Source organism: Fulvivirga imtechensis AK7 (assembly GCF_000331535.1).
GTDB classification, from domain to species: Bacteria; Bacteroidota; Bacteroidia; order Cytophagales; family Cyclobacteriaceae; genus Fulvivirga; species Fulvivirga imtechensis.
This window is the reverse complement of the sequence record NZ_AMZN01000012.1, coordinates 1-16,498: the sequence shown is the minus strand read 5'-3', so window position 1 is coordinate 16,498 and position 16,498 is coordinate 1. Positions and strand designations below refer to the sequence as shown.

The 16,498-nt window shown below is 43.4% G+C and carries 11 protein-coding genes; 6 read left to right on the top strand and 5 right to left on the bottom strand.

Going from position 1 to position 16,498, the window contains the following annotated elements; all coding sequences use genetic code 11:
• Window positions 1-158 precede the first annotated feature (158 nt).
• The gene (locus tag C900_RS04305) at window positions 159-1,781 is read right to left on the bottom strand and encodes a serine hydrolase (RefSeq protein WP_009578397.1); all 1,623 of its coding nucleotides are present in this window, start codon (window positions 1,779-1,781) and stop codon (window positions 159-161) included.
• A gap of 875 nt (window positions 1,782-2,656) precedes the next feature.
• On the opposite strand from C900_RS04305, the gene C900_RS04300 reads away from it, so the two are divergent.
• The 3 genes from C900_RS04300 (at window position 2,657) to C900_RS04290 (ending at window position 5,094) form a co-directional block, all read left to right on the top strand.
• Window positions 2,657-3,652, top strand: coding sequence for a radical SAM protein (locus C900_RS04300; RefSeq protein WP_040495640.1), 996 nt, complete (start codon window positions 2,657-2,659; stop codon window positions 3,650-3,652).
• A gap of 75 nt (window positions 3,653-3,727) precedes the next feature.
• Entirely contained in the window at window positions 3,728-4,705 is a 978-nt protein-coding gene (locus tag C900_RS29125; RefSeq protein ID WP_009578395.1) for a GyrI-like domain-containing protein, read from the top strand.
• Window positions 4,706-4,887: 182 nt separating this feature from the next.
• Complete coding sequence (locus C900_RS04290; protein WP_009578394.1) at window positions 4,888-5,094, top strand: hypothetical protein; 207 nt, start codon at window positions 4,888-4,890, stop codon at window positions 5,092-5,094.
• A gap of 39 nt (window positions 5,095-5,133) precedes the next feature.
• On the opposite strand, the gene C900_RS04285 is transcribed toward C900_RS04290, so the two are convergent.
• Entirely contained in the window at window positions 5,134-8,847 is a 3,714-nt protein-coding gene (locus C900_RS04285) for a BamA/TamA family outer membrane protein (RefSeq protein WP_009578393.1), read from the bottom strand.
• Window positions 8,848-8,886: 39 nt separating this feature from the next.
• Window positions 8,887-9,804: an SdiA-regulated domain-containing protein gene (locus C900_RS04280; RefSeq protein WP_185113951.1), complete on the bottom strand. Its 918-nt coding sequence runs from the start codon at window positions 9,802-9,804 to the stop codon at window positions 8,887-8,889.
• A gap of 71 nt (window positions 9,805-9,875) precedes the next feature.
• Between C900_RS04280 and hemE the strand changes: the two genes are divergently transcribed.
• Together hemE and C900_RS04270 are read left to right on the top strand one after the other, a co-directional pair.
• Entirely contained in the window at window positions 9,876-10,910 is a 1,035-nt protein-coding gene (gene hemE, locus C900_RS04275) for a uroporphyrinogen decarboxylase (RefSeq protein ID WP_009578391.1), read from the top strand.
• A 72-nt stretch (window positions 10,911-10,982) separates the two neighbouring features.
• Window positions 10,983-11,483, top strand: a complete 501-nt coding sequence (locus tag C900_RS04270) for a hypothetical protein (protein WP_009578390.1) — start codon at window positions 10,983-10,985, stop codon at window positions 11,481-11,483.
• A 54-nt stretch (window positions 11,484-11,537) separates the two neighbouring features.
• Here the strand turns inward: C900_RS04270 and C900_RS04265 are convergent, their stop codons facing one another.
• Window positions 11,538-13,985, bottom strand: coding sequence for an ABC transporter permease (locus C900_RS04265; protein WP_040495633.1), 2,448 nt, complete (start codon window positions 13,983-13,985; stop codon window positions 11,538-11,540).
• A 293-nt stretch (window positions 13,986-14,278) separates the two neighbouring features.
• The gene (gene accD, locus C900_RS04260) at window positions 14,279-15,118 is read right to left on the bottom strand and encodes an acetyl-CoA carboxylase, carboxyltransferase subunit beta (protein WP_009578388.1); all 840 of its coding nucleotides are present in this window, start codon (window positions 15,116-15,118) and stop codon (window positions 14,279-14,281) included.
• Between the two features lie 191 nt (window positions 15,119-15,309).
• Between accD and fbaA the strand changes: the two genes are divergently transcribed.
• The gene (gene fbaA, locus C900_RS04255; RefSeq protein WP_009578387.1) at window positions 15,310-16,383 is read left to right on the top strand and encodes a class II fructose-bisphosphate aldolase; all 1,074 of its coding nucleotides are present in this window, start codon (window positions 15,310-15,312) and stop codon (window positions 16,381-16,383) included.
• The last annotated feature ends 115 nt before the right edge of the window (window positions 16,384-16,498 follow it).

Genomic DNA, 16,498 nt, shown 5'->3' with positions numbered 1-16,498 from the left:
AAAGAGCTGAGGGCAGGGAGGCAGAGAGATGAATACTTAAATAAGTGACAGGGAGTTTAATCAGTAGAAAAAACTCCCTAGGCTTTTTGCTTCATCTATCCCGCAAAACATACGAAATGGATAAATGGAAATTATCTACAGGCGCCCGGTCCATTTCTCTATTGACGCCTGGCCTTGATCTCGCGCCCCCCCTGATATAAAGTAAAACTCGTTGCTTTGGGTTCCTCACTCCCAAACTCAATTTCAGCAACGAGGTCCTTTAAAAAAAACCTGTTGTCAGATTTAGGAAATATTTCAAACCTGGGCTGCCCTTCTAGCTGTATATAGTACCGGTTTTCCTCCTCCCATATCTTTACATTTGTCCCGTTCATGTTATATTCTCCGCTGTAGCGTTCAAATGCACCTTCCTCTAAAGCCACCTCCTGCTGATCGGCTATTCTTGGTGCTTTGGCCTCAAATCCCCCCTGGCTATGTGCCGCGTAGTCGACCTCTCCCTGCTCATTGAGGTGAAACGTCACTTGGGCATCTACCACTTTCCAAAAAAACCGGTGATCTCCTTTAGGAAATATCTCATACCTGGCCTGCCCGGTTAGCTGCCCGTATAAATGGGCCCCATCCCGCGAAACGGTCATGATCACACCTCCTGGGTACTCGTATTTACCAGTATATTTGTCGTACAGTGCATAATCCACCTCTACCTCTTCATCCTTTTCAAGGTGTTCTTCGAAGTAGATCTTTGTCAGGTTTTCAGCAAAACTGGTCGGAACAATATTTCCGGGAGGTGATGCATTAGACAAAACTACAATGGTGGCGTCCAACTCAGGATAGTAGATCAGGGATGACAGAAATCCATGCAGCCCTCCGCCATGAGCAATACGCCTGAGCCCTTTATATTCTCCTACACCCCACCCATACCCATAGGGATATTCAGAGCCGTCATTGAGCTTCACCTTTGTATGCGCTTTTTCCAAAAGATCCTTTTGGATCAGGGCTCCGGCAAATAATTTTTGATTCCAGCGGTGCAAATCACTTACAGTACTGTACATATTACCCGCTCCGCCAGCCCAGGTCATATCCCAATCCAGAGCCAATTCAAGATCCGCAGAATCCAATGAATAACCTTTAGCCTCATTTTTTGGCTTTTTGTCATTGTGATACACTCCCGTATTAGTCATGCCCGCAGGTTGGAAAAAATGCCTGGTCAGAAATTTTTCATAACTCATGCCCGATACTTTTTCGACAAGGTACCCCAGGATGTAATAGGCAGAATTGTTATACTTCCACTGCTCACCGGGTGAAAATTCATACCCAAGCGATTTGATCTCCTCTATCAATACCCCCTGGTCTACAGGTACGGTCACACGGTGTAAAAATTCCGGCTGGTCAGTATAGCTTCGTATCCCACTCACATGTGTCAGCAGATGATGAATAGTCACTTCCTCTCCCCTTGGGAAATCTAAAATGTATTTGGAAAGCGGATCGTCTAACTTCATTTTACCCATCTCGACCAGCTTAAGGATAGCTACGGCAGTAAATTGCTTTGTTACCGAACCTATCCTGAAAGTGGTTTTAAGATTGGCCTCAAGTTTTGCCTCCCGGTCAGCATACCCGAGCGCTTTTTGGTAAATAATGTCATTGCCTTTTGCCACCAACACCGCCACCGCATGCTCCTTTTCCGGTAGCGCCTGCTGCAGAAGTGAATCCGTCTTGTCTGAAGGAGACTGTCCATATGACAGCAATACGAAAAATACTAATGGTAAGGTTAGGTTCAGCCGTTTCATAGCGTTATTGGTTTGGGTGGATCAATATCAGCAATAATGTAATATACATCAACAACAAGCCCACCAACGGCCGCTGATACATATGACCGGATTTTTTATTGGGTGCAGGTCATCAAAAATTTGTAGCCCTCAACTTAACTAGTGTCTCTAAGAAAACGTCAATGTCTGCGTTACGCTTGTCCCAAAAATGCTCTCGTACCTTAGTACGCTCCGCTTTTTGGGACTTCGCAGGCATTGAAATTTAGCCGTTTACTCACAGCCTTGACTTTTTTGTGTCAAGTATTCGCATTGTAAAAGACAATGCTTCAATAATAGGAAACACAGACGCTGTAGCTCAAATAACCCTTCTGCATTGCCTTATTCGATAGCTTTCCCGTTATCCCGAATTTCACACCTCACCCATCAAAAGCCTATGCTTTTACTGCAGTCTGCAATTCCCTCTCCTCAGAGGAGAGGGCGGTTCTACTGTGCTTATACTTCACCCTGTTCAGGGATGAAGTGATAAACTCAAAGGGAATACTATAAGTTAATGGCTATGGCCCCCGAGAAATCTCCTCAACAATTGCCTTTTCTGTTGTTTGACAGAATTATGTGCCATAAGAGTAATAATTCCGGCTACATAAACTGTTTCTTAAGAGACAAAAAAGTAAAACTGATGCTATGAAAAAAGCAAAATCCAAAAAGCGTCAGTCCCCTCTTCCTTGACGTGCATTAAGAGGGGATCGCTTCGATTCCTCCCCGTGGCAAGCCAGTGGCAGGCGCGATGACGGCTAGAGTTTTCTTATAGACACTAACTAATACTTTTGCTAACGACATTAGCAGAAACAGAATGCAATGAGCATGGTTTAATCAGCAGGATATTGTACCTTCAACCTATGCGTTTGGTTTCCCACCCGGTATTATGCAACTACTATGTCACTTACAGGTGCAATGCAAAATGCGGCTTTTGTGACATCTGGGAAAGACCTTCACCTTATATCGACCTCTATTCAGCCATGGCTAATTTTCGGGACCTCAAAAAGCTGGGGGTTAAAGTCATTGATTTCACTGGAGGTGAGCCTCTACTGCACAGAGACATTGATCGGCTCCTGGCTGAGGCAAAGGGTCAGGGCTTTATTACTACGCTTACCACCAACTGCCTCTTATATCCCAAGTGGGCAAAAAAACTGAAAGGAAAAGTAGATATGCTCCATTTCTCCCTTGATTCACCGGTAAGGCAGGAACATGATCAGTCACGCGGTGTGGAGTGTTATGATTTTATTGTGGAGTCAATAAAAATAGCCTCCGGATTGGGTGAAAGGCCCGATATCCTATTTACGGTGTTTGAAAATAATGTACATCAAATCGAAGAAGTGTACGAACAATTCTGCCGGCCACATAACCTGGTACTGATCCTCAATCCGGTCTTCGAGTACAATGATGTTAAAACAGGGCAACCTTTGTCTGAAGACACATTGCAAAAACTGCAAAGCTGGGCAGGTAAACGAAATGTTTATCTGAATGAGGCCTTTATCCAGCTAAGAAAAGACGGAGGAAATCATATCGACAATCCGGTATGCAAAGCCGCAAGCTCTACGCTGGTAATTTCTCCCGACAACCAACTCGTACTGCCGTGCTACCACCTCGGCAAGCGATCATTCCATATTGAAGATAATCTTTATCAGCTATATACCTCACCGGAAGTGCAGCAGCTAATTGCCCGGGAAGGCCGGTATCCGGAATGCGAAGGGTGTACCATCAATTGTTATATGCAGCCGTCTTTCGCTGTAGAAGTGAACAAGTACTGGTGGAAAGCCCTGCCCAGCACCATTAAGTACAGCTACATGAAAGGGACCTGGAAGCAGTTGATTAGCAAAAATTTACACTTCTGATCAAAAATTTCATCTCTCCAAAAGGCTACTGACATAAGGCTGTCACCCCACCCGGTTTTCTTTGTTAAAAAGAAAATGAAACAACACTTAACCATGCAAGCCATGATGACAATGCCAGATGTAAAAACGCCACCGGTTGTAACTGAAGATACAGCGGTGCTTGAAGTAGTAATTTATAAAGTAAAACTGCAATATGCCGATGACTTCAGGGAGATCCTTGATGAGGCCAGAGCAACTATTCAAAGTTTTCCGGGTATCATTGAATATCAAACTTTCAGATCTACAAGTAATGAACTGTTATTTATGGATATTGTTCGATGGGAAACCCTGGCACTAGCGAAGAATGCCGCAAAAGAAGTAGAGCAGATGCAGGAATTAGCTCCTTTTATAGCTGTATTTGAAGAGATCATCATGATGGATCATTTTGATCCTTTTGCCGATAAAGGTCAGGAAGTACCACTTGCCGACCTCTTGCAACTGAAAAATGAGTATTACAAAGCCAGCGAGAGGCCTCAGTTGGTTGAGTTTCCGGCTTATCATTATTTATCTATTAAAGGTGTGAGCGCACCGGAAGATCAAAGGTTTTTAAATGCAGTTGAAGCTATTTATGAAGTGATCTATAACCTTAAGTTCACAAGCAAAGCTTCTGGCCGGAATTTTATTATAGATGAAATGGAGGCGCAATGGTGGGTAGAGTCAGGCTTGCCGTTTGACCAGACACCAAGGGAAGAATGGCATTGGAACATACTTATTCGTGTACCCGAATTTATTACCCCGGATCAGGTTGATCTGGCCGTGCAGGAGGTGATCAAACTCAAAAATGTAGTACTCGCCAGCGAAGTTGAATTTGCTACCATCACTGCCGGAAAATTCGTTCAGGCGCTACACGTAGGTTCTTATGAAGCAGAGACTCCTACAATCGAAAAGATAATGCAGTTTATAGATGAAAATAACCTGGAGGTTACCGGGCATCATCATGAGATATACCTGACCGACCCACGCAAGGTACCTGTAGAAAAGCTAAGGACCATCCTTCGCTATGCAGTGAAATAGAGAAAATTCTTTGAAATAGAAAGTTGCCAATAGCCCTTTAAACAGGCTATTGGGCTTTTTTTTGTCAACTATCGTTCCTTTTCGCTAGTTCATGCTAAATAAATGTCAGTTTGCAGAAATCAGGGAATATTTTCCACGATAATATCGTTCTTTATATCTAATAACTAACCAAATTTAATAAAATGAAGAACGAGGGAAAAGAGATTAAGTTGAGGAGAGCGTTGATCCTCGGCAACTTTTACGATAAGAAGGTTCGAATTGTAAGAGCTCTAAGTGAGGGGTACGAAATCATCATAGATACGGTGGTAGGTATAAAACCGGATACAGTATTGACAAAGGGAGGAAGAAATATCCCGACCAACTCAATTAAAACAATTTACCAGCTTTAGCAAACCTAAATGCCGTTTGGCCGACTTACCAAACGGCATTTAAAATATAAACCCGAAGCGGACGTAAAATAGTGTTTCCTCTCGCGAAAAGGCAAGCTCAGAAGATAACACTGTTTTATTAAAAGGTGATATCCACAAGCCGCCACCAAAACCGTGATGCCAGGTATCGGAGTCCTCACCATCCAGCCAAACACGGCCAACGTCATTGAAAGCCAGTACACCAAAGGAGGCAGGAAATATGTATGTCTGAAATGAAAACAGCCGCCATCTTAGTTCAAGATTGTTGTAAAGTTTGCTGTCTCCATAGAAGCGGGTCTTTCTGTAGCCTCGCAGCTCAGACTTCCCATCCAGGATCTGTGCCTGATAAAATTCATAATCCCCTAAATTAAAACCGGCCCCAAAGCGTGTAGCAACTGTTAAATCAGAGGGGCTTACAAATGTGTAGTAAAATGCCAGCTCAGAATTAAAACTGGAAAAAGTGTTGTCACTGTTGCGAAAACCTTTCATCACAGACAGGCGATTGTCCCATACTACTCCTGCTGTAGTTAGGGTAGGGTGATTTCGTTTGTCAAAACGTAATCCTATTCCACCTCCGGCATAAGTCCTGTACTTTCCAAATAGTGCCTGTCCTGTTGCCAGATCAAAATCCTGGATAAACCGGTCGCTGCTTCCCGGATCTTCAATGGCTACCGCCTGCATATTTCCTCCCATGGAGAATGTAGCGAACCCTCCGATTTTCTTAGAAAAGCTAATATCTGAAGATACCTCGCTAAAGCGCAACCTGTAGTAGGCAATAGGGTCATCTACACCTAAAGTTTCATCAATATTTTGATCAAACTCTGACTCGTTGCCCAGTCCGAAAAAGTTATTAACGAAGTTGGGTTGCTTAACATTGATATCCACGTGCATGTCCCACGAGCCCGCAACATCTGTGAAGTCTCCATTGTACCTGAAGTCGTAAGATGAGGTTTTAATCGCATAGCTGCCCAGCAATTTGTGCCTGGTCTTATAAGGGGTCTTTCTGAAGCCTTGTGTAGTGTACATAAATCCGGCCCCAAGAAACAACCCGTCATCCGGATTGAGGTTACCTGTTACGAGCGGCATCAAAACATTATATTCAAAAGCCCTGCGATCATAATTATTGACCTGTGGGCTGTCAGATGTTTTATCCTTACTTTCCGTATTAAGATTGAAGCTATTGCCTTCCTTTGTGTCATAAAAGATATTCTTCCGGGCCGGTCCTGCCACATTCGAATTATCGATCATTGTGTCCTGGTCTCTGCCTCCAATAACACGCACTTTAATTCCTGCGGCACCCTCACCCTGTATTTCAAACACATCCTCCCCGCCCAGGCCGTAAAGGCGGATCTCATTCGTTTCATCTGCGTGAAACAAGCGGTCATAGATCACCTGCTTTTGATCACCATCTTTCTTTATCTTCCTTACCACCACATGAACACTACCGTCTTTCCTTCTCTCCACTGAAAAGTGCTCATGTTTATCGCTACCAACTACATCCACCGTCTTAGCCAGAAAAAGATAATGCTCAAGAGCATATTCCTTTAATCGGTTCCTTCTTGATTTTAGCTTGGCAATGATCTCTTCCCCATGGAGCAAGTATATCGAATCAGGCCATTGCTTTATCGCCCGTTCAATACTTTCATCCGTGAGGCTATCCTGCAACTGCTCCGCTACAGATAGCCAATCCTCTTTAGAAAGCGCTGTTAAAAAAGACCGGTCAAAATACCTGGCGTTGAACATCAGCCCCGGCGTCCAGCGTACTTCATAATCAAACCCTTCCAGCTTGGGCAATGCCCACTTGCGACTTACAATACCTGGCAAAAAACCTTCATTAACGAAAAAGACCTGATCCCTGTCGCGAGGTATAGGGCGATAGATATTTCCCTTCTCACCTTTTTTATCAATAGTCGCCCATCGCCACTGATCATCATGTCGGTCCCAGTCACCGATAACCAGGTCAAATAACCTCGACCTCAGCACAAATTGCTGATCCACTTCATTGTCATTATCATCAGCCAATTTGTCTAATACCTTCATAGTACTGATGATCTTCTCTGAGTTACCAAAAAAATCTGCATCTGACCAATCGTCATCAGGCCGTTCTTCATACACGGCCAGTGTGTTGGCAAATGTTTCCTGGTAGTCGCCCAGCCGGGGGTCGTTCGGTATGTACACCAGCCTGGGATTAGTATGATAAACACCAGCCGCTTTGGCCAGTTCAGGCACTACAAAAGCACCATAGGGGTGTGCGGCAGAGATCTGATCCTGCACCAGATCAACGGCAAAGGTTTTTCTTAGAAATTCAGGGACGGCATTTTCAGGATACTTTTCAATAGACCGTAATACATATTGTTTTCCGTTTGTTGCCTCCAGCCGTAGCGACTTAGTTTGCATACCCCCTCCACGTTGTACGATCCGAAGACCCCCATGCTCTCTTCCAATATCAAACACCGGAACATTGATCTGCTGACGCCATTCTTTTCTATAGTTTTCTCCGAGTACCTTTTTCTTGAACTTACTTTTAGATTCGTAGCGCAGGCTTGCAGCCGTTCTGACCACGCTATCCTTCAGGTCATACTTTCTTACAAACTCTCCGGGAGTAAGAGCAGGCTCAAAAGGCTGCTTCATCAGCAATTTCTCAAATGAAAGCTTCCCATCAGGAGCATTATTCTTTGTTCGCCAGTATTGTACTCTTACCTCCCCGCTTTTATAAAAATCCAGCCTGGCAAATCCAAATGCAGATTCCGTGTATTCGGCAAATCCCTTTGTGCGAACATATTCTGTTTTACAACCTGATCCGCTCACAACATAGTGTATGCTATCAGCATAGGCGTACTCTAAAGCATGCTCATGCCCTGAAACATGGATCAGGTTGGGGTATTTCCGAAAAATATTGACCATACTATTGCGCATGCCCTGGTATGTTGGGTGAGAAATGTCCTGAATATTGCCAAAAATTTTTCTGAAAAGGGGATAGATAGATCCGATAACAGGGAGAGGTATATAAAGTGGTTCTGCCAGCTCTGTCAGTGGAAAGAAGTGGTCTTTTAGTGTATTAAACCCTCCATGATTACCGTAAGAATACATAGGGTGATGCGTTGCCACAATTACTTTTTTATTAGCATTTCTATTTCTCCGGATCATATCGTCCATCATTTGCAACACCTCAACCGGGTTGGCAGTAATGCAATCGCTCAGACCTGAGGGCTTACTCCAGCCATGCAAAAACCACTGGGTATCAATAATAATAACTGTAATTTCTTCATTCAGCGCCACTTCCACCGGCCCCGGACAGCCATCATCAGGTAAAAATACATTCTGCCCTTCTACCTTGTTTTCAATATATTGTTCCTGGTTACGCAGGTGCTGCCATCCGTAGCTCCTTCCCTGAGCCCAATCGTGGTTGCCGGGAATAAAGTAAAAAGTTCCCTTGAGATCCTGTGCCAGCGCCAGTTGCGCATCAATAGCAGCTTCGGCTATTTGTCTGTCCAGTGCATATGAAGGGGGCATTCCCTGAGGATATATATTATCGCCCAGGAACAGGAGTCCGGTGGGCACATTTGTCCAGGCTTGCTGGCCTTTAATTATATCAAAAACGCCTTTCTGTCCTGCTGTAACAGCACCCGCATCACCTACCAGAAAAAGAGAATAAGTGAGGGTATCAAGCTGTTCCTGAGCCCGCACCTGGCCAATAAAAACAAGTAGTAAGACATTAAAGATCAGGTATTTCATCAGAAATCAGATGCTGCTAAACAAGTTTAACAAAAGGATTTATTTTTTAATATTGTTATATAATAATTTCACCAGGGTTGCTTTCCCACCCTTACCCTCATTGGAAATATACATGGTGCCATCAGAAGCAAAAGAGATACCTTCCGGCTGTTTATAGATGTTCTTATCAAGCTTTACTACCTCTTTAAGTTGATAGTCGGCACTAAGTATTACTAAAATATGGTCCGCAGAAAGTATGTAGATGTCTTTACTTATCGGGTGTTTGGCTATTGCAGAAGGATCAAATTGTCTTATTTCATTAAAATATGAGCGGTCATTAACAAACGCAGAAAGTTGATCCTTTTCTATATCTACCACTTCCTTTGTGATCAATTTACTACCAGGAATATAATACCGGTATACTGCTTTACCCTTTACTTTGTTTCCATCAATATTACCGCTTGCTTTACATGCGATCAGTAGAGATTGTCCATCATGTCCCAGCCCTTCTAAATCATTCTTTGAAGAAAATACGGTTTCAATTTCCCGGGCTTCCACCTCATCCTGCCGGGTAAGTTTAAAAGAATAAAGCGTACCATTGCTTTTCAATACGTATACGTCATCTCCTATCAGCTCCACCCCTTCATAGTCTCCTTGCTTTCCAAATTTGATCTTGCGCAAGACACTACCATCCTCTGTGCTTAGGAGATAAACGTGACCGGTTTCATCTTCCACCGCAGCAAGAGTGTTATCATCTACTACACCAAGACCGGAGATCTCAACAAGATCATTGTGAAGCTCCATTTGTTTTGCGGGTTCATAAAACTTATAACCGGTCCGTTGATAGTCATAATCTACATATGCGCTGTCAAAGGTTGATCCGGTAATATTATTACAATGGCTGACAAAAAATGCCAACACCATAAGATTAGCCGATATGATCAATGGTAGTTTCAAGCTCACTATTAGTTTCAACAAATTTGTTTAAAATGAGTTTATAAAAAAATTCTCCTCGTTTTTATTACTTACCCGGACGCTTATCTTTGTGCATGCATTTAAAAAATGACCTCATCCTCCGTACTATTCGTGGTGAAAGAACAGAGCGCACTCCCGTATGGCTTATGCGACAGGCGGGCCGTATACTTCCGGAATACAGAAAGGTAAGAAATTCCCTAAGCGGCTTTAAAGAGTTAGTAGAAACTCCTGAGCTGGCAGCAGAGGTTACCATACAACCTGTTGATATTCTTGGAGTAGATGCTGCGATCATTTTTTCTGACATACTGGTTATTCCCGAAGCAATGGGATTACCCTACGAGATGATTGAAAAGAAAGGGCCGCGTTTTCCTGAAACTGTGAGCTCGGAAGCTGATCTGAAAAGACTAAGAATAGCTGAGGCAGAAGATATTAATTATACTATTGAAGCTATCAAACTCACTAAAAAGGAATTGGCAGGAAGAGTACCTCTTATCGGTTTTGCGGGAGCGCCATGGACCATTTTTGCTTATATGGTGGAAGGCAGCGGCAGCAAAACTTTCTCAAAAGCACGCGCCATGCTTTATACCAACCCACAGCTATCACATACCCTGCTGCAAAAGATCACTGACAGCACTATTAACTACCTAAAGGGTCAAATAACTGCGGGCGCTGACCTTATCCAGATATTTGACTCGTGGGCCGGTATACTTCCTCCGGTGCATTATGAAGAATTTAGCTTAAGGTATATCAGGCAGATTTGCGATGCCATTAGCGAAGTACCGAAGACAGTCTTTGCCAAAGATGCCTATTTTGCCAGAAAATCATTAGGGCAGATCAACTGCGACACTATAGGCCTTGACTGGTGTATGGATATTGAGGAATCAAGAGTATTAGCAGGCCCCGAAAAGACCTTGCAAGGCAATCTCGATCCTTGCGTGCTATATGGCACAGAAAAGAATATCCAGGATGCAGTAAGATCAATGTTGGAGCAATTTGGCCCTACAAGGCATATTGCCAATCTGGGGCATGGAGTGTATCCGGATACAGACCCGGGAAAGGTGAAATTCTTCGTAGATTCAGTAAAACAGCAGAGCGCAGAAATGCATTGAAAATTTTTGCATGTCAGGTACGCTAACTTTTCATGAAATACAGCTAAATTGTACTGAATAACAAAATAGACAATGAAAAGAACTTTACTGTACCTTACGCTGCAATTGAGCATAGTATTTTTAGCCCAAAGTCAGAATAAAGCCCTCCATTATAAAGAGTTGCAAAAGCATCTCCCAACAGAGATAATGGGGTATGCCTCCGAGGGTGATCCAATGGGAAATATGTTTGATATGAATGACATGTCATACTCCTCGGCGGTCAGAGAATATGCAAAAGGTGACTCATACCTGACTGTAGCTATCATAGACTACATTGGCGCCTCAAACATGTACCAGGCCTCCACGATGGCCTGGGCAGGAAATATGTCATATGAAGATGATGAACAAAAGGCCTCCAGTATTACGGTTGACGGCATGCCCGGATGGTTCAGCTATAATAAGATCGATAAAGAAGCGCAGCTTATATTGGGCTATAAAGATCGCTACCTGATCACAGTATCACTCACAGATACTGACGATGAGGATATTGTAAAAACGATAGTGCAAAAGCTTGGACTGAGTAAACTACCTTAGAAAATTTAAACGGAGCGCTCATGTATATTTTCATCCTGAGTGCTCAAATCCCCTTTACTCGTTCCGAAGAGATTTTACTGGGTTTACTATGGCTGCCTTTACAGATTGATAGCTAACGGTAATCCAGGCAATCAAAACAGCCGCTAACCCCGCAATTATAAAAGTATCAGCTCCAATGGTGGTTCTATAGGCAAACCCCTCCAGCCACCGACTCATGAAAAACCAACACAAAGGAATGGCAATAACCAATGCCAGGAATATAAGCTTTGTAAAATCCTTTGAGAGCAACAAGACAATAGCAATTACTGATGCTCCCATTACCTTCCTCACCCCTATTTCTTTGGTGCGTAAGCCTGCCATGTATGCTGCCAGGCCAAACAGACCCACACAGGCAATAATGATAGCCAGGGCAGCAAAAACAGCAAAAACCTTTCCTGAATTAGCCTCTGTTTTATAAAGTTCATTTAATTCCTGGTCCAAAAATTTATACTTAAGAGGTTCCTGAGGGGCAAATTCGCTCCACTTACTTTCTACGGCAGCCAATGCTTCCTGCAGCCGATCACTTTTCACCCTAACTGATATGAAGGGCACATTGGGAAGGCCATTTTCATTGCTCATCAAAACAAATGGACTGATCATATCTTTCAGGGTCATGTAGTGAAAACTTTTTACTACGCCCACCACTTCGAATTCGAGTATGACAGGAGGATCCCCGGGGATAGTATTGGTCAGCTTCATACCAATGACATCTTCCGGGTCAACATCTAACAATTCTGCTGTCTGCTCGTTGATCACCACAGATAGGGAGTCATTAAAATCTTCGGAAAACCCGCGCCCTTGAATAATTTCAAAGCCCATGGTCGTAATATAATGATCATCCAACTGCATGGCATTAACGGTAAGTACCTCGGATGCACCTGCAGGCATAAACTGTACCCCAAAAAACCGGTTGACAGGCAGGGTACCCGAGCCGCCCACTGCCTCGACAGCCGGCAACTTTCTCAACTCATCCATAAAAGCCTTCTGCTGTGCATCCAGTACACCTGCCCGCTCTATTACAAGAAGCCTTTCCTTTTGGTAGCCGAGGTCCTTATTCTTGATGAAAGTCATCTGCTCCTGTACAATGAGCGTTCCCGCTATCAGAAATATGGAAATGGAAAATTGAAACACCACGAGGCCATTTCTTAACCAGTTCCCGGTCCTGTTGGTCTGCAGCTTTCCTTTCATGACACTCACCGGGTTAAACCCTGACAGCACAAAAGCAGGGTAAGCACCTGCCAATAGTCCTACAGCAGTACCAAAAATGAATATAAGTGCTACGGACCATGACTTCAGGTTGAGCTCCAGGCCCTTCTCTGCCAGGATGTTGAAATATGGCAGAGCCAGATACACCAGGCCGAGAGAAATTAATGTGGCAAACAGGGAAAGTAATACTGATTCTGTCAAAAATTGCCCGATCAATTGTTTCCTTGGTGATCCCAGGGTTTTTCTAATACCCACTTCCCTGGCTCGCTCTGTAGATCTTGCCGTAGCGAGATTCATGAAGTTAATACATGCAATGATGAGGATGAGCAAAGCAATAGAAACAAATATATAAACATCGTTGATATCTCCGCCAGGTTTAAACTCACTCTGGTACTCAACAGGATGTAGGTGCACGTCCTCAAGTGAAATAAGTGAATAGTTATAACCATTGCCTGCAGCCACATATTGTTCGTATGATGTGTTTAGATTCTGCTCAATCTGCGGAGCAGCATATCTTTCCACTATCCTGGGAAATTTGGCCTCCAATGCCCCAGGATGCGCTCCTGATTCCAGCTCCAGGTAAATATGAGTGGAAAAGGAAGTGAAATTCTCATTCTGGAATATGAAAGGAATACTCGTCATAGAAGTGACGAAGTCAAACTCCATATGTGAATTTTCAGGTACATTCTCAACCACCCCGGTAACAGTAAATTCACCGAAATCCGTCTTTAGTATTTTGCTTACCGGCTCCCCATCGCCAAAGTATTTGGTAGCCATGGCTTGAGTAATAACCATGCTTTGAGGCTTCTTAAGGACATTTTCAGTATCTCCCGCAACCAATTTGAAACTGAACAGATCAAAAAAAGTAGAATCTGCCGCGATGAAACGTGTTTCTTCAAAGACCTTTTCCTCACCTGACTCATCCAGATAACGAACAATAACCGCATTGTTGCCTCCTCCGCCAAATATGCGAACGGCATTCTTTACTTCAGGAAAATCCCGAACAAGAACCTCTGAAAAGGAATGTGGTGTAATAGCATAGCGAGTGATATGATCAGGGTAAAGTCGCTCCAGCACAAACTTGTATACACGATCCGATTTGGTGTGAAACTTGTCGTAAGACAACTCATCTTCCACGTGCATTGCAATCAGTAGGAAGCCGGCAATCCCTACCGATAGTCCTATCACATTTATGAAAGTATAAATACGACTCTTTAGCAGATTTCTCAGAGCTATCTTGATGTAATTTCGTAGCATAGCAGTATCATTGAGGGTGGTACTATTAATACTGCCATTTATAAAAAAGGTTACTTCTGTTACATCAATAGCGCATGCTAAAGGATGGAAAACGATATTGAAAGGATAAAGGACGCCCGAAGGTGTTCCTCTACCTGAAATAACATAAATTCGACATTGCAGATTCCGTTAAAGGTGTGAAGTCAGGGAAAAACCTGCCCAAACACTCTCTGTTTTTAACGTTATTCTGCTTGTCCCGAACTTGCCTCGGGGAAGAACGTAGAACCTTATCAAGTTTATGGATCGAACTCACGTTATTTTAACATTTTCAGCAAAGTAGTTAGCCTTGACTTGAGATTCCTTCGGTCTACGATAAAATCAAGAAAGCCATGCTCAAGCACAAATTCAGCGCTTTGGAAGCCCTTTGGCAGGTCCTTACCTATAGTTTCACGAATTACGCGTGGTCCGGCAAAGCCGATGAGCGCCCCTGGCTCCGCAATATTAAAATCGCCTAACATAGCATAAGAAGCCGTAACTCCACCAGTAGTGGGATCAGTAAGCAAAGAAATGTAAGGTATTTTTGCTTCGCTTAATAGTGCCAGTTTAGCGGATGTCTTAGCCATCTGCATCAGAGAGAGTCCCGCTTCCATCATCCTTGCTCCTCCCGACTTAGAGATCATGAGAAAAGGAATATTGTGCTTTATTGAGTGATCGATAGCTCTTGCTATCTTCTCTCCTACTACAGACCCCATGGATCCTCCGATAAAACTGAAGTCCATACAGGCGATGGTGATATCCAATCCGTTCATTTTGCCATAAGCCGAACGTACGGCATCTTTCAAACCAGATTTATTTTGCGATTCTTTTATGCGCTTTGGATAAGGTTTGCTATCTGCAAATTTCAGCGGATCGCCCGATTCCATTTCAGGATCGAGTTCGGTAAAAGTATTGTTATCGAAAAGTATTTCAAAGTACTCTTTGGAGCCGATCCGGGTATGGTATCCATCCTCAGGACTTACATAAGCGTTGTTTTTCAATTCGCGCGTATGGATTATTTTCCCACTGGGCGTTTTGTACCATAGCCCATCAGGTGCCTCCTTCTTTGCTGCCGTAGGAGTTTGTATACCTTTATCTTTTCTTTTGAACCAGCTCATATAATTTTATATTTTTAAATCCACCAAAGTGGTATGATTGACAAAGCATTATTAAACAAAATTGCTTACAAATATCAATAGTATACAGCAGCTTTCAAAAATTACCCTCAAGAATGTGAGCCCATTAATTATTTTAGTTTCTTTGTACCGCTTTTTATCACTTAATAATTCTCAACCCAAAAATTTAAAAAATGTCAGCTTCACAATTTAAGGCCGGTGTTCTTACCGGAGATGATGTACAGAGACTGTTTCAGTATGCTAAAGAAAAGCAGTTTGCCCTGCCAGCGGTCAATGTTATTGGCACCAATTCCGTTAATGCTGTACTGGAAACGGCAGCAGAATTGAAATCGCCCGTGATCATTCAGTTTTCAAACGGAGGAGCCAGCTTCTATGCCGGAAAAGGTCTGGCCAACACAGACCAGAAGGCTGCTGTAGCAGGCGCTGTATCAGGAGCACATCACATACACCAGCTAGCAGAGCAATATGGCGCCACTGTTATTCTCCACACTGACCACGCTGCCAAAAAGCTATTGCCCTGGATAGATGGCATGCTTGATGCCGGGGAAGCTTTCTACAAAATACACGGCAAATCGCTCTACAGCTCACACATGATAGACCTTTCCGAAGAGTCACTGGAAGAAAACATTGAGACCTGCAAAAGGTACCTCGAGCGCATGAGCAAAATGGATATGACCCTTGAAATAGAACTAGGGGTAACTGGTGGCGAAGAAGATGGCGTGGATAACACTGGGATTGACAGCTCAAAGCTATACACCCAGCCTGAAGAGGTGGCTTATGCTTACGAAGAACTGAAAAAAGTAAGCGATAAATTTACTGTGGCTGCTGCTTTTGGCAATGTACATGGCGTTTACAAACCAGGCAACGTAAAGCTGACTCCTGTTATTCTGAAAAATTCGCAGGATTACATCCAGGAAAAATTTGGCACTGGCGAAAAGCCTGTTGATTTTGTATTCCATGGTGGTTCGGGATCGACTGTCGAAGAAATAAGAGAGGGTATTTCTTATGGGGTTATCAAAATGAATATCGACACTGACCTTCAGTGGGCGTTCTGGGATGGCATTCGTCACTACTACCAGACCAATGAAGGCTACCTGCAGGGTCAGATAGGAAACCCTGAAGGGGATGATGTGCCGAACAAAAAATATTATGACCCACGGGTTTGGTTGCGCAAAGGCGAAGAGACCTTCAAAGCCAGACTTAAGCAGGCGTGTGAGGATCTTAACAACGTTGGTACTCTTGCTTAGTAATAATAACTTGGAGTTGTCTTAAAAGACCAGTCATCCCGAGGTAACCAACAACTTTCAGTTGATTTTGTGATAATGACATTATACCATCATTAACCACAGAGGAAGCAGAGGA